The following is a 24360-nucleotide window of genomic DNA, read 5'->3' as shown; positions in this document are numbered from 1 at the left end:
AATGTTTTTGCAACTTTTTAGCTTGACTCACCCGTTCCGATAAGGTTTACTATGTGCATAAATTGATTCGACGTATACCTGATATGAAAACATTAACTAAAAACAAAATCTGGTGGTGGCACTCGTAACATTGCGGGCGCTTCGTCGTATCTATACGATTTCAAAACCCGCACACAAATGCGGGTTTTTTTATATCTAAATTTTTTGGAATACAAACATGATTAACAACAATATCAACACACATTCTTGGTGGTGGCGCCTGAACTAGCGGGACGGCATTGTTGTATCTGTTACACAACCCCCGCAGGTTAACACTGGCGGGGGTTTTTTATTATGGGGAATGAGGTTTTGATTTTTAGTCATATTACGACAACACCAGGGGAAGTGACGAGTATAAGACAACGGCGCGATTACATCAGCAGCCCACTGTCTTTATATGCAGCACTTGATAAGACAAACTCACTATTACTAGAGTCAGCAGAAATTGACTCTAAAGATAATGTTAAAAGCATTATTTTAGTCGATGCAGCACTTCGCATTGAGTGCAGAGGCAAAACCGTGATTGCCAAAGCACTGTCTAACAACGGTCAGCAAGTGTTAAGTTACTTAGCCGAACAAGTTGAAAACTGTACATCGGTTGTTAAAGGCGATGTATTAACACTTGAATACGCACCGTTCGAAGCTGAGCTCGATGAATACAGTAAACTTAAAGCAGATAATGCATTCAGTGCCCTACGTACTTGCATAAATAAAATAAAACGTAACTCAGATACCCCTTTTGCATTATTCTTAGGTGGTGTATTTGCTTATGACATGGTGGCCAACTTTGAAACACTGCCTGACGTCCCATACGGTGATAATGACTGCCCCGACTACGTGTTTTATTTAGCAGAAACCCTGGTATTAATCGATCACCAAGCACAAACAACCGAGTTAATTGGTAATGTTTTTAACGGCCCAGAAGTTCATGCCAACTGTTTTGAAGTAGGTAAACAGCTAGAAGAGCTTAATACGCGTTGTGATAATTTAACGCCCTATTTAGCAGTGCCAAATGAAGGCCAGTCTGAAGTAACAGTAAATATTGACGATGAAACTTACTGTCAGCAAGTCAAAGCTTTAAGGCAACACATCATCGATGGTGATATTTTCCAAGTTGTGCCTTCTCGTACGTTCTCTTTACCTTGTGCTGAGCCGCTAGCAGCTTATCAACAACTTAAAAAGCAAAATCCAAGTCCGTATATGTTTTATATGCGAGATGAGTCTTTTGTTTTGTTTGGTGCCTCGCCTGAATCAGCCTTGAAATATTGTGTGAACAGTAATCAAGTCGAAGTTTATCCTATTGCAGGCACACGCCCTCGCGGTAAGTTTGCAGATGGCAGTATAAATCCAGATCTAGACAGCCGCATTGAACTTGAGCTTCGCAACGATCAAAAAGAGCGTGCAGAGCACCTAATGCTGGTTGATTTAGCACGTAATGACGTAGCGCGAATTAGTGTTGCAGGCACACGCCACGCAAAAGAGCTTTTAAAAGTAGACCGCTACTCTCAGGTCATGCACCTAGTATCACGCGTTGTAGGTCAATTAAAACCAGATCTAGACGCACTGCATGCCTATCAAGCTTGTATGAATATGGGCACACTAGTAGGTGCACCTAAAGTAAAAGCTGCAGAGTTAGTCAGACATACTGAAAAACAACGTCGTGGTAGCTATGGTGGCGCAGTTGGCTACTTAACAGGCGATGGCGCGATGGACTCTTGTATCGTTATCCGCTCTGCATTTGTAAAAAATGGTACTGCATTCGTACAAGCAGGTGCCGGTGTTGTATATGACTCAGATCCACAATCAGAAGCAGATGAAACACGTGCTAAAGCACAAGCCGTCATAAAAGCCGTGCAATCTACGTATCAAGGAGCCTGCTAATGTCTAATAATACAAAAGTATACTTTTTAGATAACTTTGATTCATTCAGCTACAACCTTGTTGATGAACTAACACTACTAGGCTTAGATTTAGTGGTTTACCGTAACAATATTTCTGCTGAAAAGATCTTCACCAAGATGCAGCAAGAAACTTCACCAGTCATCTTAGTGTTATCGCCAGGACCAGGTAACCCAGCTCAAGCTGGCTGCTTACTAGGGCTTATTGAACTCGCAAAAGGCCAATTCCCTATGCTGGGAATTTGTTTAGGCCAACAAGCCTTAACACAGAGCTATGGCGGTACTGTCGGCCACGCAGGAGAAACAGTTCATGGTAAGTCTTCTATTATTGAAGCAGAAGACCACCCTGTATTTGCAGGTATTGGCAAACGCTTCCCGGTTGCGCGTTACCACTCTTTAATGGCGACTCATGTTCCTGAGAGCTTAAAAGTGATTGCCAAATACGACACTATTCCGATGGCTATTTATCATCCTGAAGATAAGGTGATCGGCTATCAATTTCACCCTGAGTCTATTCTTACCCCAGACGGTGCTCAGTTATTAAAACAAAGTATCGACCACTTAACACAATAGGATCCAACATGGACAGTTTAAATCTATTACTTGAACAACAAGACTTAACATTTGAGCAAGCAAATAGCTTCTTCGATTTAGTTATGCAGGGTGAAGTGTCTGAAATTGAACTCACCGCCGCACTGATAGCATTAAAAATTAAAAAAGAAACGGCACAAGAGATTGCTGGCGCAGCAAAAGCCATGCGTGATCATGCCACAAAGTTCAACGCACATAACCTTGTTTGTGCAGATAGCTGTGGCACAGGTGGCGATGGTTCAAATACCATCAATGTCAGCACCACAGCAGCAATTGTGGCTGCGGCATGTGGTATCAATTTGGTGAAACACGGCAATCGCAGTGTATCGAGTAAATCAGGCTCTGCGGATTTACTCAGAACTCTGGGCATTAATATTGAAATGACGCCTGAGCAAGCAAGTGTATGCTTAAAAGAAACCGGCTTCACCTTCTTATTCGCACCGCTTTATCATTTAGGTGTGAAACATGCCATGCCAGTGCGTACCACGTTAAAAACTCGTACAATTTTTAATATTTTAGGCCCACTGACTAACCCTGCTGCCCCACAAGTACAGCTACTGGGTGTGTATGATAAAAGTTTATGCCGTCCGATGGCTGAGACTTTAAAGACTCTCGGTACTGAGCGTGCAATGATAGTACACGGTGAAGGTACAGATGAAATTGCCCTACATGGCACAACCCATGTGGCTGAACTGGTTGATGGTGACATTAAAGAATACACCTTAAACGTTGACGACTTTGGCGTTGAACATTATTCATTAGACCAAATCGCTGGGGATACGCCAGAATACAATGCCAAAGCCAGTATTGAGATTTTAAATGGCACAGCACCAGATGCACACAATGCCGCCATTGCGGTAAACGTCGCTGCATTACTGGTCATGCATAATTTGGCTGCTGATTTTAAAGCCGCCACACAGCAAGTATTAACAATTTTAAAATCTGGCAAAGCAGCAGACAAACTAAAAGAGATCGTCGAGGTAAGCAATGGCTAACGTATTAGAAAAAATCGTTTCAGATAAGCAACAAGAGATCGCTCTAAGAAAGCAACAAAAGCCACTGGACTCTTTTATTAATGACGTTGTGCCAAGTGACAGAGATTTTCAGGCGGCACTGGCAGCATCCGGTACACAGTTTATTTTAGAGTGTAAAAAAGCATCGCCATCAAAGGGCCTGATTAGAGAGAACTTTAATCTTGATGAAATCACAGGCGTGTATGGCAAATATGCCACATGCATCAGTGTGTTAACCGATGAGAAATATTTTCAGGGTAGTTTTGATTACCTGACGTATGTCAGCAAAAAAGTTGACCAACCGCTCATATGTAAAGATTTCTTCATCGACGAGTATCAGGTTTATCTGGCGCGCTTACATGGTGGTAACGCCATTTTGCTTATGCTATCAGTACTTGATGATGCGCAATATGTACACCTTGCCAATGTGGCAAAGTCACTGAATATGTCAATTTTAACCGAGGTTAGTAATGAAGAAGAAGTACACCGCGCACTTGATCTGAATGCTGAAATTATCGGTATTAATAACCGCAACTTACGTGACTTGAGCACGGATTTAGCGACAACCGAGAAGCTCAGAGAGCTAATTCCTGATGGCAAAGTTGTGATTTCTGAATCAGGTATTTACACCCATCAAGATGTAAAGCGTATAGCACCTCTTTGCAATGGTTTCTTAGTGGGCAGCTCTATTATGGCTGAGCAAGACTTAGAAGTTGCTTGCCGTCGTCTTATTCTGGGTGAAAATAAAGTTTGTGGTTTAACACGCTCTCAGGACGCCCAAGCGGCTTTTAACGCAGGGGCTATTTACGGCGGCTTGATCTTCGCCCCTAAATCGCCCCGCTACGTTGACATTGACTGTGCTAAAGCCGTCATTGATAGTGCACCTTTAAAGTATGTTGGTGTATTCGTAAACGAAGACCTAGAACAAGTCAGTGAAATTGCGCAAACATTAAAACTTGCAGCCGTGCAGTTACACGGCAATGAAGATAAAACTTATATTGAAGCGCTGCGTGCAAAGTTACCTGTAACTTGCCAAATATGGAAAGCACAAGGTGTGACTGATGTACTACCTGAACCAATCTCAGGAGTAGATAAGCATTTGTACGATACTAAAACCTCTGCAGGATTTGGTGGCACAGGCGAGGTTTTTGATTGGTCATTACTTGCTGAAAAGAGCGCAAACAGCTTTATGTTAGCTGGCGGTTTAAACGCAGAAAATGTACTTGATGCAGCTTATACAGGCGCACAAGGACTAGATTTGAATTCAGGGGTTGAACTTAGCCCTGGTAAAAAGTGTTCGCAAAAAATTGCTGATGCTTTTAAAAACATAAGAGGTTATTGAGGTGGAAATGAATAACGCAGCATATTTTGGCGATTTCGGTGGCATGTTTGTACCCGAACTACTCGTCCCTGCACTAAAGCAGCTTGAAGGTGAATTTAATAAATCACAAAAAGATCCTGAATTTCAGGCTGAGTTTACAAAACTATTAAACGAATACGCGGGCCGTCCAACGCCACTAACGCTTACACGTAATTTAGTTACAAATCCAAAAGTAAAACTGTATTTAAAACGTGAAGATTTACTCCACGGTGGTGCACATAAAACAAACCAAGTACTTGGCCAAGCATTGCTTACTAAGCGCATGGGTAAAAAAGAAGTAATAGCCGAAACTGGTGCAGGTCAGCATGGTGTGGCAACAGCGCTTGCCTGTGCCCTACTTGGCTTGAAATGCCGTGTTTACATGGGTGCAAAAGACGTTGAGCGTCAACAGCCAAATGTATTCAGAATGCGTTTAATGGGTGCCGAAGTGATCCCTGTAACTGCAGGCTCTGGTACTTTAAAGGATGCTGTAAATGAAGCCATGCGTGACTGGTCTGCAAACTATAAAACAGCCCACTACCTTTTAGGTACGGCTGCTGGCCCGCATCCATTTCCGACTATCGTACGTGAATTCCAGAAAATGATTGGTGAAGAAGCTAAACAGCAAGTGTTAGACACTGAAGGCCGTTTACCTGATGCTGTCATTGCCTGTGTCGGTGGTGGTTCAAATGCTATTGGTATGTTCAGTGATTTTATTGGTGATGAGAGTGTGAAGCTAATTGGTGTTGAGCCTGCGGGTAAAGGACTTGATACTGAAGAGCATGGTGCTGCACTTTGTAAGGGGACTAAAGGTATTTTGCATGGTGCCTATACGTATATTATGCAAAACCATGATGGTCAAATTGAAGAGTCTTACTCTGTTTCTGCTGGCCTTGATTACCCAGCCGTTGGCCCTCAGCATGCATTTTTACATGAAACGGGACGCGCACAATATGTAGGTATTTCTGATAAAGAAGCACTTGATGGTTTCCAAGCACTGGCTAAGCATGAAGGCATTATTCCTGCGCTTGAATCAAGTCATGCCCTTGCATACGCATTAAAATATGCTGAAGAGCAAACTGAAGAGACAATTTTAGTTGTGAACTTAAGTGGTCGCGGTGATAAAGACTTAGCACACGTTCACCAAGTACTAGCAGAACAAGGAGCGCTATAATGAGCCGTTATGCACAATCTTTTGCTGCCCTTGCAGAAAACAATCAGGGGGCGTTTGTCCCGTTCGTAACTATTGGCGATCCAAACAAAGAGCTGAGCTTCGAGATCATTAAAAGCTTGATTGACGGTGGTGCCGACGCGTTAGAGCTAGGTATTCCATTTTCAGATCCAATTGCAGACGGCCCAGTGATTCAAGCTGCGAACATTCGCGCCCTAGAGCAAAATATTAATACCCAAGACTGCTTTGATATCATTAAACAAGTTCGCGAATACAATCAAGATATTCCGATTGGTCTATTGCTGTATTCAAACCTTATTTTTGCGCGTGGTATCGATACTTTTTATCGTGAAGCAAAAGAAGTTGGCGTAGATTCAATTTTAGTGGCTGATGTACCGCTTCATGAATCTAAAATGTTTAGAAACGCTGCAAAAGCTGCAGACATTGAGCCTATCTTCATAGCAACACCAAACGCTGATGATGATACAGTTCGAACTTGTGCAAGCTACGGCCGCGGTTACACCTACTTGCTTTCACGTGCTGGAGTAACCGGCACAGAAACAAAAGCGCAAATGCCAGCTGACTCTATGATTTCTAAATTAAAAGAATATCATGCAGCGCCTGCACTGTTAGGCTTTGGTATTTCAACGCCTGACGATGTAAAAGCGGCACTGAACTCGGGTGCTGCAGGTGCAATCTCAGGCTCTGCTGTAGTTAAAATTATCGAGCAAAACCTGAACGAGCCAAGCGCAATGCTAGACTCGTTACAAAGCTTTGTTGCGACGATGAAAGCTGCAACTCAAAAATAGTTACTCAGTCCTACTTGAAGCTTAGTTTGCTAAGGCGTCTTTCAGCGCCTTAGCAACTTTAAATTGTACCTTGTTTGCCCCTTCAATCATGATCTCTTCACCCGTTTGCGGATTTCTGCCCATTTTTGCTGGATGATAACTCAATGCAAACGTACCAAAACCAGAGATAGGCACCTGATCGCCCTCAGATAAGCGTTTCTTTATGACCGCCAAAATACTATTCAAAGCTGCCTGAGAATCCTTTTTCGTTAACTCGCTGTGTGCCGCCATGGCCGATACTAATTCTGACTTGTTCATATATACTGGTTTATTACTGCTAGAGGGTGGCAGAGCCTAAAAATATTTTTTGTGAATGTCAACTTGCAGTCTTACCAGAATATTGTTAATACTTTGTTGTAGGAAGTAATTTAAGAGAGGTACCTATGACCGCATTATTTGAATACTTACCCCTTATCCTATTTTTCTTAGTCTACAAAATGGTCGATATATTCTGGGCGACTGCTGTATTGGTCGGTATATCATTACTGCAAATTGCATATCAATATTTCACTAAGGGTAAAATCTCTACCAAAACTTGGGTCTTCTGTGTGATTGCTTTATTCCTTGGCGGTATGACAATCATATTCCAAGATGAACAGTACATTATGTGGAAAACGACGGCTATATATGGCCTATTAGCGGCTGCCTTGGTCATTTCTCGATTTATATTTAATAAAAACCTCGTGAAAACGGCACTACTCAGCATGTTAAAGACCGCAGCCGAGAAACAAGGTGAAAAAGAGTTAAAGGTGGATGTACCAAAATCAGTATATGAAAAGCTCAATACGCTTTGGTTTGTATTCTTAATCAGTATTGCAATCTTAAACCTTTATGTCGCCTATAACTTCTCGCTCGACTTTTGGGTTAATTTCAAAGTCTTCGGTCTCGCAATCGTCACATTTATTGCCGTATTGCTCACTGTTTTTCGGATTTTTGAATACTTACCCGATGGGTTTCAAGAACAAGAAAACAAAAAATAACCCCGCAAATTTAATAAAACTGTCGCTTTTTTAGTCTAGGGGCAAACTATACTTTTTTAATTATATTTAAGAATCGGGTTTGCCTTTGACTGCTTCGCAATATCGTTGGTTTGAGCTCTGTGGCGTATTTTTCTGCTTACCGCTGTTTACTTATTTATTTAAAGATTATTTGTCCAGTTGGTTATTCCCTGCTTTACTGATTTTAATGATTGTATGCACCTTTCTGCTGCTTACTGATCCACATTTTAAGCGCTTTCGCTTAACTTCTTTGGGCCAATTTTCACAAGTCAAACATCGACTTTTTACTGGCTTCTTCATTGGCGCATTGTTCAGTGCCATGTTATTCGGCTTGGCCAATCAAACGCTTTGGTTTGCTATGCCAAAGAATGAAACTACCCAATGGTTAATCTTATTAATTGCTTATCCACTGCTATCCGTGTTGCCTCAGGAACTCATTTTTAGAAGCTATTTCTTCCATCGTTACAAGCATATTCTGCCAAGTAAAAACGTGCGCATCTTTTTAAGTGCACTCAGTTTTGCCCTCGCCCATTGTGTTTACGATAACTGGGTTGCAATTGCGCTTTCATTCGCCGGCGGGTTGTTATTTTCTTACACCTATGCGCACAGTCGCTCATTGATGGTGTGTGTACTAGAGCATAGTTTGTGGGGTTTATGGATGTTTACCATAGGGGTTGGCAGCTATTTAGATTCTGGGATACGAATAACCACCAGCTAGAAACTAAAAAAGGCCGAATAATCGGCCATTTTTAGTTTTAATTTTAATTTTAATTTTATACGAGTTAAAAGCCAAATAGGCTTACTGCAAAAAACTTAGTGGCGACAGTATTTACAAAGATAAGTAGCAAGATCACAGGTATAAAAGTCGACAGTGAGAAATTCACATATTTTTCCATAAAACTACCTGAATAACTGTCACAACCTTGGGACAATTCTTCAGATAGTTTGGCTTTCTTCCAGCGATAAGTAACAAATAAACAAACCATTAAACCATTCAGCGGTAAAATTGTGTCGTAAAAAACATCGTATACGATATCGAACATACTTTTATCAGCACCACCATAGCTAACAAATTTAGTCAGCCAATCAACCATACCAAATGACATCGTACACAGCACTGTCAGTAGACCTGTGGCACCTGCTAAAATTAATAATGCGACCTTACGACTTACGCCTTTTTCTTCAATCAATGCTGCTGTTGGTACTTCAACAATAGATACTAGAGAGGTAATTGCTGCAAAAAATACCAATAAAAAGAAGACAAATGCCACAATTGAGGCACCGGTATAACCAATATCAGTTTGCAGTGCTAAAAGAATTTTAGGCAGATACACGAAAATCATTGAAACCGATGAATCTGATAGCTCTTCTGGATTCGTCGCTGGATTAAAACTGAAGATAGCAGGCAGAACCATAAGGCCAGCAATAAATGCCACTAGCGAGTCAGTAATGGCGACCATTTTTGCGCCACCTACAATGTCGTCTTTTTTAGAGATATAAGACGCATAAGTCATTAAGATACCCATACCTAAAGATAATGAGAAAAATGCTTGAGACAAGGCGCCATTTAGAACACTGGCATCCATCTTTGAAAAGTCTGGAACAATGTAATACTCAACACCAGCCATGGCGTTATCTAGCGTAAGTACATACGCCACAAGACCAATTAGTAGTACAAACAGTGCGGGCATTAGAAACTTTGCTGCTTTTTCAATGCCTTCTTTAACACCACCCACTAGAATTAAGTTCACAATGATTGCAACTACAACCATGTAAGCAAAAACCGTGTTTTGATTAATGAACTGACCAAAATGGTCTGGGTTAGCCAGCATATCCAAGTTACCTAATGCAGTTTGCGCAAGATAACCAAATATCCAAACTGTAATCACCATATAAAAAACGGCAATCATAAAAGGGGTTAGTACTGCAAGGCCACCCGCAAAAGACCACTTTTTGTCATTACCAGATAGAGACTTATATGCACCGTATGGGTCTTTCTGAGCTTTTCGGCCCATAGCCATTTCAGCCATCATCACAGGCAAACAGATAAAAGCCACAAATAATGCATAAACTAAAAGAAAGGCTCCACCACCATTTTTTGTTGCAGAGACGGGGAAACCAACTAAGTTACCTATACCTACAGCAGAGCCTGCAGCAGCTAAAATAAAGCCTAGTTTTGAACTAAAATGCTCTCTGTTCGCACTCATTAAAACGTCATCCTGTTGTTATTGTTTTTTACTTCCGCCCGACTCTACCGTCATAGGATACTGTTATCAAGTTTTTAACGTTAAACACTGTGTCTCATAGTATTGCCATTTACAAAGGGCGTATAGAAAGCTTACCATTGCATGCAATTTCATACAGACCTGATAAAAGTGAATTTTATGTTGTATATGATCTACTCTACTGATGTAGAGAACTCTTTAGAAAAACGTTTAGCGACTCGCCCTGCGCATTTAGAAAGACTCGTGGCTTTAAAAGAACAAAACCGTTTATTTGCAGCAGGCCCACTTCCTGCGATTGATAGTGAAGATCCAGGTTCAGCTGGCTTTACCGGCTCTCTTGTCATTGCTGAGTTTGATTCTCTTGAAGCTGCTCAGCAGTGGGCTGATGCAGATCCATATATTGCTGCTGGCGTATATGCTCACAGTGTTGTTAAACCGTATAAAAAGGTTTTGCCTTAACAGCAAGTTCAGCTTTGGTTAATTCGTTAACTAATATTCTGAACACAATTGTTAAGCAGCCCTGTAACTGGAGCTCAAAATGCGTCTAACATTAATTGGTTTAATTGTTGGTTTAAGTTTGTCACTGGTATCAGCGACAGTCATTGCCAGTAACAAAACCAATATCGACAAAAAACAAGCTATTACGCTGGCCCTTGCAGAATATGCAGGAAAAACGTTAAAAGTATCAGAAGAAAACACCTATTTTGTCGTAAGGATCTTGCAAAAGGACGGACGCATTGTTGACCTCAAAGTAGATAAACAAACAGGCAAAGTGAAGAAGGATTAATTATGCGAATTTTAGTGATTGAAGATGACATTCAATTAGCCGAAAACTTACGTTTTGCTCTAGAAAAAGAAAAATATAGCATCGACCTATGTCATGATGGCGAATCAGGTTTATTCCATTTACAAGAATACCCATTAGACCTTGCAGTGGTCGATTTAGGTTTACCTAAATTAGATGGTATTGAGCTGATAAAACGTGCGCGTAAAGCTGGCGTGACCATACCTATCTTGATACTAACCGCTAGAGAACGTTGGCAAGATAAAGTAGAAGGTTTAGATGCTGGTGCTGATGACTACCTCACTAAGCCATTTCATCAAGAAGAACTCGTCGCCCGCTGTAACGCGCTAATTCGCAGAAGTGCAGGACAAGCCAACCCAGAAATAAATATTGGCCCTGTCAAAATTCACACTCGCTCTCAGCAAGTATGGGTTAATGATAAAGAGCTTAGCCTAACTGCTTATGAATACAAAGTGCTTGAATACTTAATGGTAAACCCACAAAAAGTCATTTCAAAGTCTGAACTAACCGAGCATATTTATGATCAAGACTTTGACCTAGATTCAAACGTTATTGAGGTCTTTGTTTTAAGATTACGTAAGAAACTTGACCCTGAAGGTAATTTAAACCCTGTTGAAACCCTTAGGGGTAGAGGTTATAGGTTCAGAAATCAGTGGTAAACGCAACCCAAGTTCCGCTTAAAATAAGACAAGGCTTCGTCCTTGTCTTTGTGCTTATTATTGCCCTTCCAGTGCTATTCTTTTCAGTAAGTAGTGCTTATTATTCTTCGCTTGTTGATGCCACTGAAAATAACTTAGAAGCGCATCTCTATTCATTAATCTCTGAGGTAGAGTTTATTGATGAAACAGTACAAATGCCCAATACTATTTTAGCACCCGAACTTAACCGCATTGATTCTGATACATTTGCACTCATTTATCAAAATAACGACCTTGTTTGGTATTCAGAGTCAGCTGTTTCACTCGAGTTTAATCCAAATACAATTGACTCTGAGACTGGCGCTTCAGAATTTAAACAAGTTTTTTATCAAGGCGATGCTTACTGGCAACTAAGCTTGACTGTCATACTAGGCAATGCAGAGCAATCTCAACAGGCTGTATTTATTTTACTACGTGATGACAAAGCGCTTACCAATGTACTTTCAGAGTTTACCGATACACTAATAACTTGGATGCTCATTCTAGGAGCTATCATGACGCTTTTAATGAGTTTAGGCTTTATCTGGAATATGAGGCCATTACAACGCCTAGATAAAGAAATAAAAGCAATTGAGTCTGGCAAGAAAGAACGGTTAAGTTTTGGTTACCCTGTTGAGTTACAAGCAATTACCCAAGACTTAAACTTATTACTAGAGTCTCAACGCCGGCAAAAAGAACGCTATAGGGCTTCATTGAGCGATCTTGCGCATGCTCTCAAAACGCCTCTTGCCATTTTAAAATCAAGCCCCATGGCTGATGATAATGATGCCCAAGAACAATTAGACAGAATTAATAGCATGATTGAACACCAGCTTAAACGAGCTGCGACTGGTGGCACTGATACTTGGAAAAAGAAAACAGCTGTGGCGCCAGTACTCGAATCAATTTTAAATGCAATGAAAAAGGTATATCATCAAAAGGCGATTGAATTTGAGTCAGATTGTGATGAGTCGCTTAACTTTCTGGGAGATAAAACCGATTTAATGGAAATTTTAGGTAACTTAATTGATAACGCCTGCAAAGCTTGCCAAGCTTCAGTTCAAGTAAAAGTTACTTATATCAATAAAAGGCTTATTTTTGAAATTAATGATGACGGTCCAGGAATTGAGCCTAGTGATCGCAAAAAATTATTACAGCGTGGAGCTCGCCTTGATACTTATGAAAGTGGACATGGTGTTGGACTCGCAATTGTCGCCGACCTCATTAATGATTACCAAGGAACTATTAATATAGATTCTGCTCTGATAGGTGGAGCACAATTTATCATAGAGTTTAAATATGATTAATTTGATAAAACCGCTTTGCATACTTTTTCCTATTGCTTCACTGAGTGCTAGCGCTTATGAATTACGAGAGTGTGCGCCAATAACAAGTAACTCACCTGCAGAAGCTCGGTATTTTATTAAGTGCCTCGATACAAATATTGAAACATTAGAACGAGAGCGTACTATTTGGATCAATAAAATTGTCATGGATATGGAAGAGTTAGAAGAGGATACAGGTAACACTCAGCTTCTACCCATTATTCGCAGAAGCTTGAAGCATAAAGATAACTATATAGAAGATTCCTGCCGCTGGCGCTACTTACACAAAATGCCTAACTCAACTAAAGCAGCTATCGCATACAAAGAATGTAAAATTCGTTTATACCAACGTCACATTGAAGACTTAAAGCTCAGATATTAACTGAGCTTTGATTCTGTTTCTTCACCACTGCCGAGCATAGTAGCCAACCACTGCCCTTCTTCACTATTTTCTAAGGCAATTTTCACCACCATAGTTAATGGTACTGATAGCAACATACCAACTGTACCAAACAACCAGCCCCAGAAGATTAAAGACAGGAATACGACTAAAGTAGATAATCCTAATCCCTTCCCCATATATTTTGGCTCTATAACATTGCCCATAATGGTGTTTATTGCGACATAACCGAGTGCTACAAAACCACTCACTAGAGGGCCTTGGGTAATAAGTGCAATTAAAACTGCAGGCACTGCAGCAATAATAGAGCCGATATTAGGGATATAGTTTAATAAAAACGCCACTACGCCCCATAATACGAAGTAATCGACATCTAATACCCAAAGTAACAAGGCTGCACAAAAGCCTGTTGCTAAAGAAACTAGTGTTTTAATAGCCAAATAAGAATTAATAGATTCAAGAAACTTGTCAATTTGTTTTTGTCGCATTTCAGGATCGTCTAACGCCAAATGTACTTTCTTATTGATCATCGGCGCTTCGAATAACATAAACACCACAGTTAAGATAATTAAAAAGATATTGGCCATAGCCGCACCAAAGCCAGTCAGCATATTGGTGGCCATATCGATCATTTTACCGGGATCAAACAAAGCAATCAGCTGTTGTTTGTCGATTAAAATATTATATTGTGCGGCAGTATCAACCAACCAAACAAATCGACCTTGAAGTTCTTCTCTGTATTGTGGCAATTGTTGCGAGAAATCATTCAGAGATTGACCTACGAGGCCAGCTAAACTAGAGCCAACAGCAACTATCATTAACATGATGAGTAAGATCGCAATGCCTTTAGGCACTTTGTAACGGGCAAAGAATCGTAATAACGGATTACATATGATTGCGATAAATGCAGCCAATATAAATGGTACAATGATATCCGTGGCCAGTTTAAGGCCGGCCAAAATGATAAACAGTGATGCGATAATCACCAAGCTTTTACTTAAACCTTGAAGAGACGACACATAAATTCCTTCGAAAACAAGTTTACATTTATTCTACTTCAACAATACTTAATTGATCCATCAATGATTTTTAACGTATCAAAACTATATATAAGCGCTAAGGTTGTAGGATGAAAATACTGATAACAGGTGCAACGGGGTTAATTGGCTCCGCACTTTGTAAAATGCTCGCTGACAAGCACGAACTAATAGCTTTAACTAGAAACATAAACAAAGCTAAATGCACATTACCAAATTCAATCAATTTTATAGATGACCTTGAAGATTCAAACTTTGATGATTTAGATGCAGTTATTAATCTTGCTGGAGAGCCCATTGCAGACAAACGATGGAGCGCTCAACAAAAGCAAAGAATTTTTCAAAGCCGTTTAGGTATCACCGAGCAGATCGTCACTAAAATAAATGCCAGTGACGATCCGCCTAAAGTGTTTATTTCTGGAAGTGCTATTGGATTTTATGGTCGTCAACCTGCAGAGAATGTTGTCGCAGAGTCATACTCTTCAACCTACCCTGAATTTAGCCATCAACTCTGTAAACAATGGGAAGAACTCGCACTACAGGCACAATCACCTGTTGTGAGAGTCTGCCTACTGAGAACAGGTATTGTGTTGAGTAAACAAGGTGGTGCTTTGGATAAAATGCTCCCCCCTTTTAAGTTAGGATTGGGTGGCAAAATGGCATCAGGCAAACAAATGATGTCTTGGATCCATATCGATGACATGACCAACGCCATCGTATTCTTACTTAATGAGCCGAATGCCCATGGTGCGTTTAACCTGACAGCCCCTGAGCCTGTTAGTAATACTAATTTTACTCAAATACTCGCAAAAAACTTAAAACGCCCAGCTTTGTTTCCTATGCCAGAATTTGTTTTGAAACTGCTCTTTGGTGAAATGTCCGACTTATTAATTTATGGCCAAAATGTCATCCCTGAAAAGCTCGAACAGCAAGGTTTTAAATTCAAGTTTAAAACACTTGATACTGCTCTGAATGAGGTTTTGAATTGACCTCAATCTGTGACCTCGTTTTTTCTAGAGATGATTTTGAAAGTATATAAAAACGAAAAACCACGCTGTTGCGTGGTTTTTTTTTATAGAAATTACTTAGTGCTAAAGAAGTTTAAGCAATCTTTCTGACTGTAATTCAGTATTAGGCGTGTTTGATAAGTATGCAGATAAATAATAATCAAAATCTACGTTTTGACCTTGCAATTTATCATCTAACATAGCAACTTGTTCTGTCATACGCTCTGGGCTTGAGCTCTCATCGTTCATTTTTTCAGATAAGATTTCAAGTCGTAAAATCAACTGCTCACTAGACAAATTCACATCGATCTTACTAATAAACTCAGCAGGGACCGAAGCACCATTTTCAAGTGCCACTTTTAATGCATCGAATCTAGCAGTATTGGCAAGCTGCTCAAGCTCAACTAACCTCTGTTGTAATTCAGAAATGAACTTTTGAGCTTGCTTTTTGACTGTTGGCAGAAAGTCAATTTCGGATAATAGAGAAATCAACTTTTTGATTTCAGCCTCGCTGCCGTTTTCAGGCAACTGTGACTTAATCTCATCAAATTTTTGCTGCTGCTCAGAGTTTAATGCATCTTTTTCTGCTTTTTGAGATTCAAATTCCGCACTGCGCTTGGCAAATACGGCATCGTTATGCTCTCTGAAAGCTTGCCATAACTGGTTTTCTTTCTTGTTACCTGCAAAACCGATTGTTTGCCACTGCTTTTGTAACGATTTCAATACGTCGCACGCTTGTGCTAAATCCTCAGCAACAATTTGCTCAGCCGCTTTATCAACTAGACCTTGCTTTAACTGAGCATTGTGTTCATGTTGTGAACGGATCGCATCACCAATCAGTTTGGCTTGGGTTTTGAATGCATTATTCAGTGATTTATATACGTCACTGTCAACACTGCCTGCTGCACGCCACTGTTTATTTAGCTTATTAAACTGGCTTTCATATTCACGCCTGTTAAACCCTTCTACTGATGTGTCTGTTGCGGCGAGTTCTGACATTTGTTTAATCAAAGCTTCACGTGCTTGTTTTGCTTTTTCACGTTGTTGCTCTTGCTCAGCAAAGAATGCACGACAAGGTGCAAATAGCAGCTCAAGTTTTTCATCGAATTGCTTCGCTTGTTGCTTCTCTTCGTCAGTATCAACTCGGCCTAATTCATGCCATTGTGAACGCAACTTTTTAACTAACTCAGCACGTTGCTTAGGCGCTAAATCACAGCTTTCAATATGCTCATCTAACGCAGCTAAAAGCTCTACACGTTTTGGTGCTGACGCATACTTTTGCCAATCACGAATATCATCTAACTGCGCAGCAATTTGCTCTCGAAGCGGTTCAAGCTGTGCTTGGTTTGCTGCAGTTAAACGCTCGAAGTGCTCGTTGAATCCTTTAAACACGCCAAATGCTACTTTACTTCGGCCTTGCTCAAGCAGTCGTTGGACATCTTTGGCTTTACGTCTAGCTTGTTTAAGTTCATTTTGTTGCGCATCAAGTTGTTCAGCCATGGCTGATTTAAATTGCTTGCTTAGCGCACTGAGCTTTGCTTTTGCTGGTTTTTTTAATGTGTTTGGTAACTGTTCAATAATGCTTTTCACATTGTTGTAAGCCGATTTTTGCAAATTTAAAGTGTCATCAAGCTCACTCAACTCTGTTGATGGCGTGACATTCGCAAGTGCGTCAAGTGCAATTTGGGCAGCTTGGTTTGCAACAACCAGTTCAGGTAATTGCTTTAATTGACTTTCAAAGTCTGCAAGTGAGTCTAAATGCTTAACAAGCTCAGAACCGTACGCACTAGATGTTATTTTACTTCGTACCTGAGTAAGCTGAGTCTCTAACTCCGTCTGTTTTGAGACATCTAATCGTTCTAGTGCATTAGCTAACGTTTGTTCAGCTAGATTCAATTGTGACTCAACTTCTGTCAGGAACGCCTCTTTCTCTCGCTTCACTTGCTCAGCTTTTTCTGCTGCTTCAAACTCCGTTTTCAAAGCAGTCAAATGTGAAGAAATACGCGTTTCTATTGCCCTGTATTTTTGTTGATTTTCTTTAACCGCTTCCTCATCTAACCAAGACAGCTCTAGACCTTCCCACTGCTCAGTTAAAATTCCGAATTGGCTGTTTACTGCTTTGTAATCGTGCTTATCTCTCAATGCGTTGAGCTTTGCCAAGATCATTTTGACTTGCGCAAGTATTTCAGCTGGTTTTTCTTTTGCCAGTTTTTGTTGCTCAAGGGCTTGCTCAAGTGCCGCTTTTGCATCACCTTTCGCTGATTTTAATAACTGCTTTTGTAACCCGTATTGCTCGACCAAAGGTAAAAGCAGCAACTGCAGTTGTTCATCGTCTTGCTTAAAGCTCTGCTCTATCAGTTTAGGCTGAGCAAGGCGTTTTAATAATTTTACGCGAACTTCTAGGCTTGATTCAGAGAAAGCTAATTTTTCTAGCACTCTTTTCGATGCGTATCGATCTACATATTCTTGGCGAATAGTACTATCAAGTTCACTTTTACCGTTTAATACTGCGCTGCTGATATGTTGTTCTGCTAGGTCTTTAAGCGCTTGGTCTTGTTTATAAGCTTGCCACCAAAGACTCAAACTATTTAATTTATTTAAGGCTTTTTGTCTGATTTCAGTCGAGTTATCTTCTAATGCCATCGTCTTTAAAACATCGGCATCCTTGTCTTGCTCTAGCTTTTTAAGTGCCTGAAGTCTTACTTCAGTTTTTGGGTGTTTCCATTTTGGTGTAAATAGGTGTTTAAAGATCATTTTCACTGAACCTAGCTATCTCATTTTCTTTTTTAAATTCTTGTTGTAGTTCTCTTTTGGACTTCTGAACCATTTCCCCTTCTGCGTTGATGGTGAATTGTTCATTAGTCTTGGCTACTTTCGCCTGATAAAGCATAACGAGTTGTACTGTTTGCTCTTTTTGAGCTTCTGTCAGAGGAGTGCCATCAGGCCACTTACCTGTTGAGGCCCCATACTGCAAACGCTCAAATAATTCGGGTGTTAAATTATTTACTAAGCTGTCTATGTTCATGTCACTTTTTCTTTTTTAAATACACTAAAATAATTCTGTTTACTAAATACCAAAAACAACCTATAGCGATGGCGCCTCTGGTTAACCACATTTCAATTGAATCAGGTGCTGGTTGGCGTGAATAAAGATATAAGAAACCACCGAGGAAAAGGATCAATGCTAGAAAAGAGTGGTTCATAAACATCTGTTGTTTTTTAACTCTTTTACGTGCAGCAATGCGAGCTAATTGCTCATCGCTGACTTCTCCGAGCTGAAGGTCACAGTGTGGACAAACCTTGTTTTTACTTGAAATAGACTCGTTACAACTTGGACAAGAAACTATTGCCATATATGACTCCTGTTGATACAAAAAAGGCGTCTCAGAAGACGCCATTTTACTCGTTTTTATACAAAAAGTCTTATAATTAGAAACTACATGATGATTATTTTTCTTCTACTTGTTGCTTAAAGTTTTGATTTTGATCATTCTCAGAATTCTTATTAGTTTCTTCAGGGTGCTCTTTATTGAATTTATCCCAATAATCAACAACAGATTCTTTCATTTCTTTGCGAAGTAAGAAAATACCGAATAAGTTAGGCAATGTCATCACAACGATTGCAACTGCCGCTAGTTTCCAAACTAAAGTCGTGTCTGCAAATGATGCCCAGAAGAAGCCTGCGACATAAAATACACGGTAAGGCATCACTGATTTGCTACCAAGTAGATAAATCATCGCACGATCGCCATAATAAGACCACGCAATTGCTGTCGAGAAAGCAAATAATAACAAGCCTATTGATACGATATATTTACCATTTTCACCAAAGAAGCCTCGGCTAAACGCTTTAGTTGTAAGCTCAGCAGAGTGGACTAATGATTTACCTGTAACCATAATATCTGTATCGACTGGCATACCATCTTTAATCTCAATAGTGCCCGTGTAAACGTGTTTTTCAGTTAAACCGAAGCGCACATTTTCAGCAATTGAGCGAGAATGTATAATAGTAAAATCCTTCTCTACCGCTTTCCCCTGTATTGAATGAAGTTCGCCATTATAAAGCTCTACGCCATGGTCTTTATGGCCATTTAAATACTTATATAGAGATTGGCGGTTTTCTTCCTTATCTTCAGAGTACTGACCTTTTACAATGACCATTGATGAACGTTCAAATTGTGTTTCAAACTTTTCAGTCCATACACCGGAAGAAAGAATAACTAAACCTGTTAAAGTACAGATGATGATAGTATCGATGAAAGGTTCAAGAATTGACACCATACCTTCAGATACTGGCTCGTCCGCTTTAGCTGATGCGTGTGCAATTGGTGCAGAACCTTGCCCTGCTTCGTTAGAGAATAAACCACGGTTTACACCACGGTTGAAAGCGTAAGCAAATGATGCCCCTAAGAAGCCACCCGCTGCAGCAGAGCCCGAGAAAGCATTAGTGAATACAGCTGCAAAAGATGGTGCAATATTTTCAATGTTGTAGAAGATAACTGCTAATGCACCAATGATATAAACGGCTGCCATTAGTGGTACAACGCGAGAAGTGATTGCAGCAATGCGCTTAATGCCACCCAAAATAACAAGAGCAAGCAAGATAGATAACACACCGCCCGTATGCCAAGGCTCGAAGCCAAAGGTTGATTCCATACCCTGAGCGATATTATTGATTTGCGGCAAGCTACCTGTACCAAAAGAACTAATTACAGTGGCGACGGCAAACAAGACTGCTAACCACTTCATATTCAAACGACGATCCATGTAGTACATTGGACCACCAGCCATCGTGCCATCATCTGTTTTAACACGATATTTGTGAGATAAGGTAACCTCTACAAATTTAGTGGTCATACCGAAGAATGCGGTCATCCACATCCAAAATAGTGCCGCGGGACCACCAATTGAAATTGCCAGTGCCACACCACCTATGTTACCCGTACCAACGGTGCCTGAAAGCGCAGTAGCAAGTGCTTGGAAATGCGTTGTATCACCTTCGTGGCTTTTTTTATCAAACTTACCGGTTACAACCTTACAAGCGTGTTTGAAATATCTGATCTGTGGGAATTTAAGATAAATGGTGAAGAATAAACCCACACCAAGTAATACATATGGGAACCAAGCTGCTCCCCCCAACATGCCATCTAGATTATCTAGAAACTGTCCAAATGTGTCCACAACTCATCCTCATTGTTTTTATACATAAAAGGCAGTACCTAAGTACTACCTTTTGATTTTACTGTTGATTATTATCTTAATTTATCTACAACTGAAACAATTGCAGCTAATGTATCTTGACCAAATTGATATGAACGTCTGTCAGACCAACCGTAATATGGGTCTGGTAGATTCGCATTATCTTTAAACGGCATTTCAATCGTGTAAGCCAGCGCTTTAAACGCCTCACCTACGGCACAAGATGCAACTGTTAAGTTAGCTTCACCTGGCGCGTCTTTTGGATAGCCAAACTCATCTTGAAACTCAGGTGTGATAGTAAGAAGTGCTGCTTTAAAATCGTTTTCTAATGATTCTAAACGTGCGTCATAACTTGGGATACCTTCACTACCAGCAACAAAGTTATAAGGCAGTGCTTCGTCACCATGAATATCTAAATACATATCTAGGCCTGTATCATGCATCTTATTTAACACATGGAAAACCTCTGGTGATTTTTCAAGGCTTGGTTCAGCCCACTCGCGGTTAAGGTTAACACCCACTGCGTTTGTACGAAGGTGACCACGAACACTGCCATCAGGGTTCATATTTGGAACAATATAGAAAACAGCTTTTGAAAGTAACGCTGCTGCATGCGGGTCTTCGTCATCTAGAAGCTTATGAAGTAAGCCTTCTACAAACCACTCTGCCATTGTCTCGCCAGGGTGCTGACGGGCAGTTATCCAAATTTTCTTTTTACCTTCTTCAGGTTCACCAATTGTAAGCAAACTAATGTCACGACCATCTAGCGTTTCGCCAAGTGTTTCAATTTCACATGCATCATGGCTTTGCGCCCAGTATAGTAAGTCTAAATGACGCTCATAACTATAAGGGGCGAAATAAGCAAAGTAGGTATGACTCTGCTCAGGTTCGAAATCAATAGTAAGGGTACCGTTTTCGTATGATGTAGGAACACGGAACCAAGTTTGGCGATCATATGATGCCACTGCTTGATAGTCATCCCACCCTTCTGGGTAAGCTGATTTTTCTAGACCACCAATTTGCATTTTATGCTGTAAAAAAGGAGTACTTTCTAAACGAAAATGAAACCACTGAAAAAATTCAGATTCATTATCATTGTTGATAGCTAGTTGAATATCGAGTGGCTCGTTGCTCGCAAGCACCTTGATATTACCACTGTCAAAATTACTGGTGATTTTCATCCGTAACCTTCTTTTTATAAATTAACGACGCAAAAGTCTCAGACAAAAATGAAATTTTTGTCTTTATCGTTTAGGAAGTGTAATTCACTTGTAAAAATAGTTTGTAAAGAGTATCACACTGATTTAAGTTCAAAAACTAAAAAAGCCAGCAAAAGCTGGCTTTTTATTACTTTTCGCTATTAGCGAGGTAAGCTTGGGTATTCAACCTCAGCCATATCGTGCATAACACGAATAACCTGACAGCTGTAACCAAACTCGTTATCGTACCATACGTATAGTACAACACGGTTACCATCAACAATTGTTGCTTGAGAATCAACAACACCTGCGTAACGGCTACCTACTAGGTCAGTAGAAACGATTTCAGTTGACGCTGTGTAATCAATTTGATCACGAAGGTCAGAATAAAGTGATGTTTCACGTAAGTACTCGTTTAACTCTTCAACCGTTGTCTCTTTTTCAAGGTTTAGGTTAAGAATTGCCATTGAAACGTTTGGCGTAGGAACACGGATAGCATTACCAGTTAACTTACCTTCAAGTTCAGGTAGTGCTTTAGAAACAGCTTTAGCCGCACCTGTTGAAGTGATAACCATGTTCAGTGCTGCTGCACGACCACGACGCTCTGCTTTGTGGTAGTTATCGATCAGGTTCTGGTCGTTAGTGTAAGAGTGAACTGTTTCAACGTGACCATTCTGAATGCCGTACTTGTCATTAAGTGCTTTAAGTGTTGGTGTGATTGCATTCGTTGTACAGCTCGCAGCTGAAACGATTGAATCTTCAGAAAGAATGTCTCTATTGTTAACACCATAAACTACGTTTTTGATATCGCCTTTTGCAGGAGCAGTAAGAAGTACTTTAGCAGCGCCATTTGACTTAAGATGAAGGCCTAAGCCATCTCTGTCTTTCCAGATACCTGTGTTATCAACGATAAGTGCATTGTTGATACCGTATTCATTGTAATCGATTTCATCTGGAGAGTTCGCATAGATAACTTGGATGTAGTTACCGTTAGCTTTGATTGCATTACGCTCGTTATCAACTGTGATTGAACCATTGAAAGGACCATGGATTGAATCACGACGTAAAAGGCTTGCACGCTTTTCAAGGTCACCGTCACGGCCACCACGAACAACGATAGCACGTAAGCGTAGATCAGTGTGAGAGCCACCACGCTCGATAAGTAGACGTGCCAATAAACGACCGATACGGCCAAAACCGTATAGAACAACATCGCGAGGCTCTTGATTTTCACCTTTGTTAACGATGTCAACTAATTCAGCATTTAGGTATTCTTCAATTGAACGACCTTCGCCTGCATTTTTGTGAACATAACCATAAGCTAGTTTGCCTAGGTCGATACGCGCAGGTGCTAAATCCATTTTGCTAATAGCTTCTAGGAATGGGAAACTTTCACGTAAGCGTAGTTTGCTTTCTTCGAAACGTGCCACAGTCTTGTGAGCTTTGATCACGTCGATTGTGCTTGTATTTACAAGTGGACGACCATAAACAGAGATTTCAACCCCCCTGTTACGGTACAAACGACCAATGATTGGTTGCATGTTTTCAGCATAATCTTGGCGTTCTTGCCAGCTATTTTGATATTCTTGCTCGTGAGATAAGGTCATTTTTTCTGCCTAATTAAACAATTTTTTGAACGGATAGCCCTCTGGGGCACTGCTATTCTAATTTAAACTGCTATGATTCTCCACTGTTACTGTCTAATTCATTAGGCTAAACTATTTGAAAAAGAAAAAAGAGGAAGCAAGATGGCATTCAGGACGCTGCTCATACTAAGTATTTTTACACTTGTAGGCTGTGAGCAACCTTTAACTTTAAGTAAGGTATGCGAAGAAACTCCGGGATTTTGTGAAGACTTGAATAAAGATAGTCACTGTAAAGACTTGCGTGCTGATTTAATTTTTGCTCGCTACCACGAATATAAAACACCAACTGACGATAATAAGTACGATTTATTAAAAAAATTAGAGTCTTATAATTCGTGTGTATCCCTTGCAGCAAAAATAGAACATATAAAGTTAAAAGAAAAAACCACTTCACGCGTTGAAGGTCATTTAACAAGCCTCAAAGAAATGAATCGTATTTTTCAAGATACAAAGCAAACCAACCACCCTGGTTTACTTTATTATCATTGGTCAAGAAACAACAGCCGCTTTGCAATGAACAAGCTGCTAAACATGCAGGACCAAGATAATGTTAAAAATGATGCTGAAATACAGTTTTTCTTGGCAACCTACTACGCTAAATTTGATGATGAAAAGACAGTAGACTTACTTTACCGTGTTTTAGAGTTAAACGAAGCTGGTCAACAACCTAAGCTTGAAGTTTATAGCAGTTTGGTCAGTATTTTTTTTAAACAGAAGAAATTTAAGCATGCGTATACGTTTGCAAAAGTAGCACAAATGTCAGGGTTTGAAGATATAGACATACTTCCTGTAACCCATGAAATTACAAGCCGAGGTCGCTCACTCTCTCCCTTAGATAATCTAGCTGTGCAAACATTTGAAGAAATTCAAAACGGGACCTTTGTGTCTCCAAGAGAGTTTTAATACTCGTTTAGCTTAAAAC

General features: G+C 40.2%; 24 protein-coding genes. 15 read left to right on the top strand and 9 right to left on the bottom strand.

Translation table 11 applies throughout. The features are described from left to right. Positions 1–348: 348 nt before the first annotated feature. The 6 genes from CWB72_RS08750 to trpA are packed head-to-tail and all read left to right on the top strand — an operon-like array spanning position 349 to position 6881. On the top strand, positions 349–1920 hold the full coding sequence (locus CWB72_RS08750; RefSeq protein WP_138630726.1) for an anthranilate synthase component 1: 1572 nt from the start codon (positions 349–351) through the stop codon (positions 1918–1920). Next, complete coding sequence (locus CWB72_RS08745) at positions 1920–2510, top strand: aminodeoxychorismate/anthranilate synthase component II (protein WP_130256393.1); 591 nt, start codon at positions 1920–1922, stop codon at positions 2508–2510. Before CWB72_RS08750 ends, CWB72_RS08745 begins: the two co-directional genes overlap by 1 nt. A gap of 8 nt (positions 2511–2518) precedes the next feature. Next, entirely contained in the window at positions 2519–3523 is a 1005-nt protein-coding gene (gene trpD, locus CWB72_RS08740; RefSeq protein WP_138630659.1) for an anthranilate phosphoribosyltransferase, read from the top strand. Continuing rightward, on the top strand, positions 3516–4883 hold the full coding sequence (gene trpCF, locus CWB72_RS08735; RefSeq protein WP_138630657.1) for a bifunctional indole-3-glycerol-phosphate synthase TrpC/phosphoribosylanthranilate isomerase TrpF: 1368 nt from the start codon (positions 3516–3518) through the stop codon (positions 4881–4883). Before trpD ends, trpCF begins: the two co-directional genes overlap by 8 nt. 7 nt (positions 4884–4890) lie before the next feature. After that, positions 4891–6075, top strand: a complete 1185-nt coding sequence (trpB, locus tag CWB72_RS08730; RefSeq protein WP_138630655.1) for a tryptophan synthase subunit beta — start codon at positions 4891–4893, stop codon at positions 6073–6075. After that, positions 6075–6881, top strand: coding sequence for a tryptophan synthase subunit alpha (gene trpA, locus CWB72_RS08725; protein ID WP_138630653.1), 807 nt, complete (start codon positions 6075–6077; stop codon positions 6879–6881). Before trpB ends, trpA begins: the two co-directional genes overlap by 1 nt. A 21-nt stretch (positions 6882–6902) precedes the next feature. On the opposite strand, the gene CWB72_RS08720 is transcribed toward trpA, so the two are convergent. Beyond that, positions 6903–7178, bottom strand: a complete 276-nt coding sequence (locus tag CWB72_RS08720) for an HU family DNA-binding protein (protein WP_138484568.1) — start codon at positions 7176–7178, stop codon at positions 6903–6905. A 125-nt stretch (positions 7179–7303) separates the two neighbouring features. On the opposite strand from CWB72_RS08720, the gene CWB72_RS08715 reads away from it, so the two are divergent. Then, positions 7304–7900: an inner membrane-spanning protein YciB gene (locus CWB72_RS08715; RefSeq protein WP_138630651.1), complete on the top strand. Its 597-nt coding sequence runs from the start codon at positions 7304–7306 to the stop codon at positions 7898–7900. 85 nt (positions 7901–7985) lie between these two features. Beyond that, positions 7986–8636 carry a CPBP family intramembrane glutamic endopeptidase gene (locus tag CWB72_RS08710; RefSeq protein WP_130256400.1) on the top strand — a complete coding sequence of 217 codons (651 nt, stop codon included), beginning with the start codon at positions 7986–7988 and terminating at the stop codon, positions 8634–8636. Positions 8637–8700: 64 nt separating this feature from the next. Here the strand turns inward: CWB72_RS08710 and CWB72_RS08705 are convergent, their stop codons facing one another. Further along, positions 8701–10125 carry a sodium-dependent transporter gene (locus CWB72_RS08705; RefSeq protein ID WP_138630649.1) on the bottom strand — a complete coding sequence of 475 codons (1425 nt, stop codon included), beginning with the start codon at positions 10123–10125 and terminating at the stop codon, positions 8701–8703. A 177-nt stretch (positions 10126–10302) separates the two neighbouring features. Here CWB72_RS08705 and CWB72_RS08700 point away from each other — a divergent pair, with 177 nt between their 5' ends. From CWB72_RS08700 to CWB72_RS08680, 5 genes are all read left to right on the top strand, one after another. Further along, positions 10303–10602, top strand: a complete 300-nt coding sequence (locus tag CWB72_RS08700; protein WP_138568757.1) for a YciI family protein — start codon at positions 10303–10305, stop codon at positions 10600–10602. Between the two features lie 79 nt (positions 10603–10681). Then, on the top strand, positions 10682–10930 hold the full coding sequence (locus CWB72_RS08695; protein ID WP_130256403.1) for a PepSY domain-containing protein: 249 nt from the start codon (positions 10682–10684) through the stop codon (positions 10928–10930). 2 nt (positions 10931–10932) lie between these two features. Continuing rightward, a complete protein-coding gene (locus tag CWB72_RS08690; protein ID WP_138630647.1) occupies positions 10933–11607 on the top strand; it encodes a response regulator transcription factor in 675 nt (224 codons plus the stop codon). Then, positions 11601–12932, top strand: coding sequence for an ATP-binding protein (locus tag CWB72_RS08685; protein ID WP_138630645.1), 1332 nt, complete (start codon positions 11601–11603; stop codon positions 12930–12932). The genes CWB72_RS08690 and CWB72_RS08685 overlap by 7 nt, the downstream gene beginning before the upstream one ends. Beyond that, positions 12925–13332, top strand: a complete 408-nt coding sequence (locus CWB72_RS08680; protein ID WP_138630643.1) for a hypothetical protein — start codon at positions 12925–12927, stop codon at positions 13330–13332. The genes CWB72_RS08685 and CWB72_RS08680 overlap by 8 nt, the downstream gene beginning before the upstream one ends. Here CWB72_RS08680 and CWB72_RS08675 read toward each other — a convergent pair. Beyond that, positions 13329–14369, bottom strand: coding sequence for an AI-2E family transporter (locus tag CWB72_RS08675; protein WP_138630641.1), 1041 nt, complete (start codon positions 14367–14369; stop codon positions 13329–13331). The two genes, CWB72_RS08680 and CWB72_RS08675, sit on opposite strands and share 4 nt — an antisense overlap. A 110-nt stretch (positions 14370–14479) precedes the next feature. Between CWB72_RS08675 and CWB72_RS08670 the strand changes: the two genes are divergently transcribed. Next, positions 14480–15376 carry a TIGR01777 family oxidoreductase gene (locus CWB72_RS08670; protein ID WP_138630639.1) on the top strand — a complete coding sequence of 299 codons (897 nt, stop codon included), beginning with the start codon at positions 14480–14482 and terminating at the stop codon, positions 15374–15376. 102 nt (positions 15377–15478) lie between these two features. Here CWB72_RS08670 and CWB72_RS08665 read toward each other — a convergent pair whose 3' ends face one another. From CWB72_RS08665 to CWB72_RS08640, 6 genes are all read right to left on the bottom strand, one after another. Then, positions 15479–18148 (bottom strand): DUF349 domain-containing protein, encoded by a 2670-nt coding sequence (locus tag CWB72_RS08665; RefSeq protein WP_138630637.1) that lies wholly within the window; start codon positions 18146–18148, stop codon positions 15479–15481. Further along, positions 18138–18419, bottom strand: coding sequence for a YeaC family protein (locus CWB72_RS08660; protein ID WP_058030038.1), 282 nt, complete (start codon positions 18417–18419; stop codon positions 18138–18140). The genes CWB72_RS08665 and CWB72_RS08660 overlap by 11 nt, the downstream gene beginning before the upstream one ends. A 1-nt stretch (position 18420) precedes the next feature. Beyond that, complete coding sequence (locus tag CWB72_RS08655) at positions 18421–18747, bottom strand: hypothetical protein (RefSeq protein WP_130256410.1); 327 nt, start codon at positions 18745–18747, stop codon at positions 18421–18423. Between the two features lie 94 nt (positions 18748–18841). Next, the gene (locus CWB72_RS08650) at positions 18842–20575 is read right to left on the bottom strand and encodes an alanine/glycine:cation symporter family protein (RefSeq protein ID WP_436409851.1); all 1734 of its coding nucleotides are present in this window, start codon (positions 20573–20575) and stop codon (positions 18842–18844) included. A 71-nt stretch (positions 20576–20646) separates the two neighbouring features. Further along, positions 20647–21774 carry a M14 family metallopeptidase gene (locus tag CWB72_RS08645; protein ID WP_138630635.1) on the bottom strand — a complete coding sequence of 376 codons (1128 nt, stop codon included), beginning with the start codon at positions 21772–21774 and terminating at the stop codon, positions 20647–20649. Positions 21775–21953: 179 nt separating this feature from the next. After that, the gene (locus tag CWB72_RS08640; protein ID WP_138630633.1) at positions 21954–23399 is read right to left on the bottom strand and encodes a glyceraldehyde-3-phosphate dehydrogenase; all 1446 of its coding nucleotides are present in this window, start codon (positions 23397–23399) and stop codon (positions 21954–21956) included. Positions 23400–23540: 141 nt separating this feature from the next. Between CWB72_RS08640 and CWB72_RS08635 the strand changes: the two genes are divergently transcribed. After that, positions 23541–24341: a DUF2989 domain-containing protein gene (locus CWB72_RS08635; RefSeq protein WP_138630631.1), complete on the top strand. Its 801-nt coding sequence runs from the start codon at positions 23541–23543 to the stop codon at positions 24339–24341. Positions 24342–24360: the final 19 nt, after the last annotated feature.

It is taken from the genome of Pseudoalteromonas phenolica, assembly GCF_005886345.1.
GTDB classification, from domain to species: domain Bacteria; phylum Pseudomonadota; class Gammaproteobacteria; order Enterobacterales; family Alteromonadaceae; genus Pseudoalteromonas; species Pseudoalteromonas phenolica_A.
Note: the sequence above shows the minus strand (reverse complement) of the source record. Positions and strands in the feature narration are given on the sequence as shown.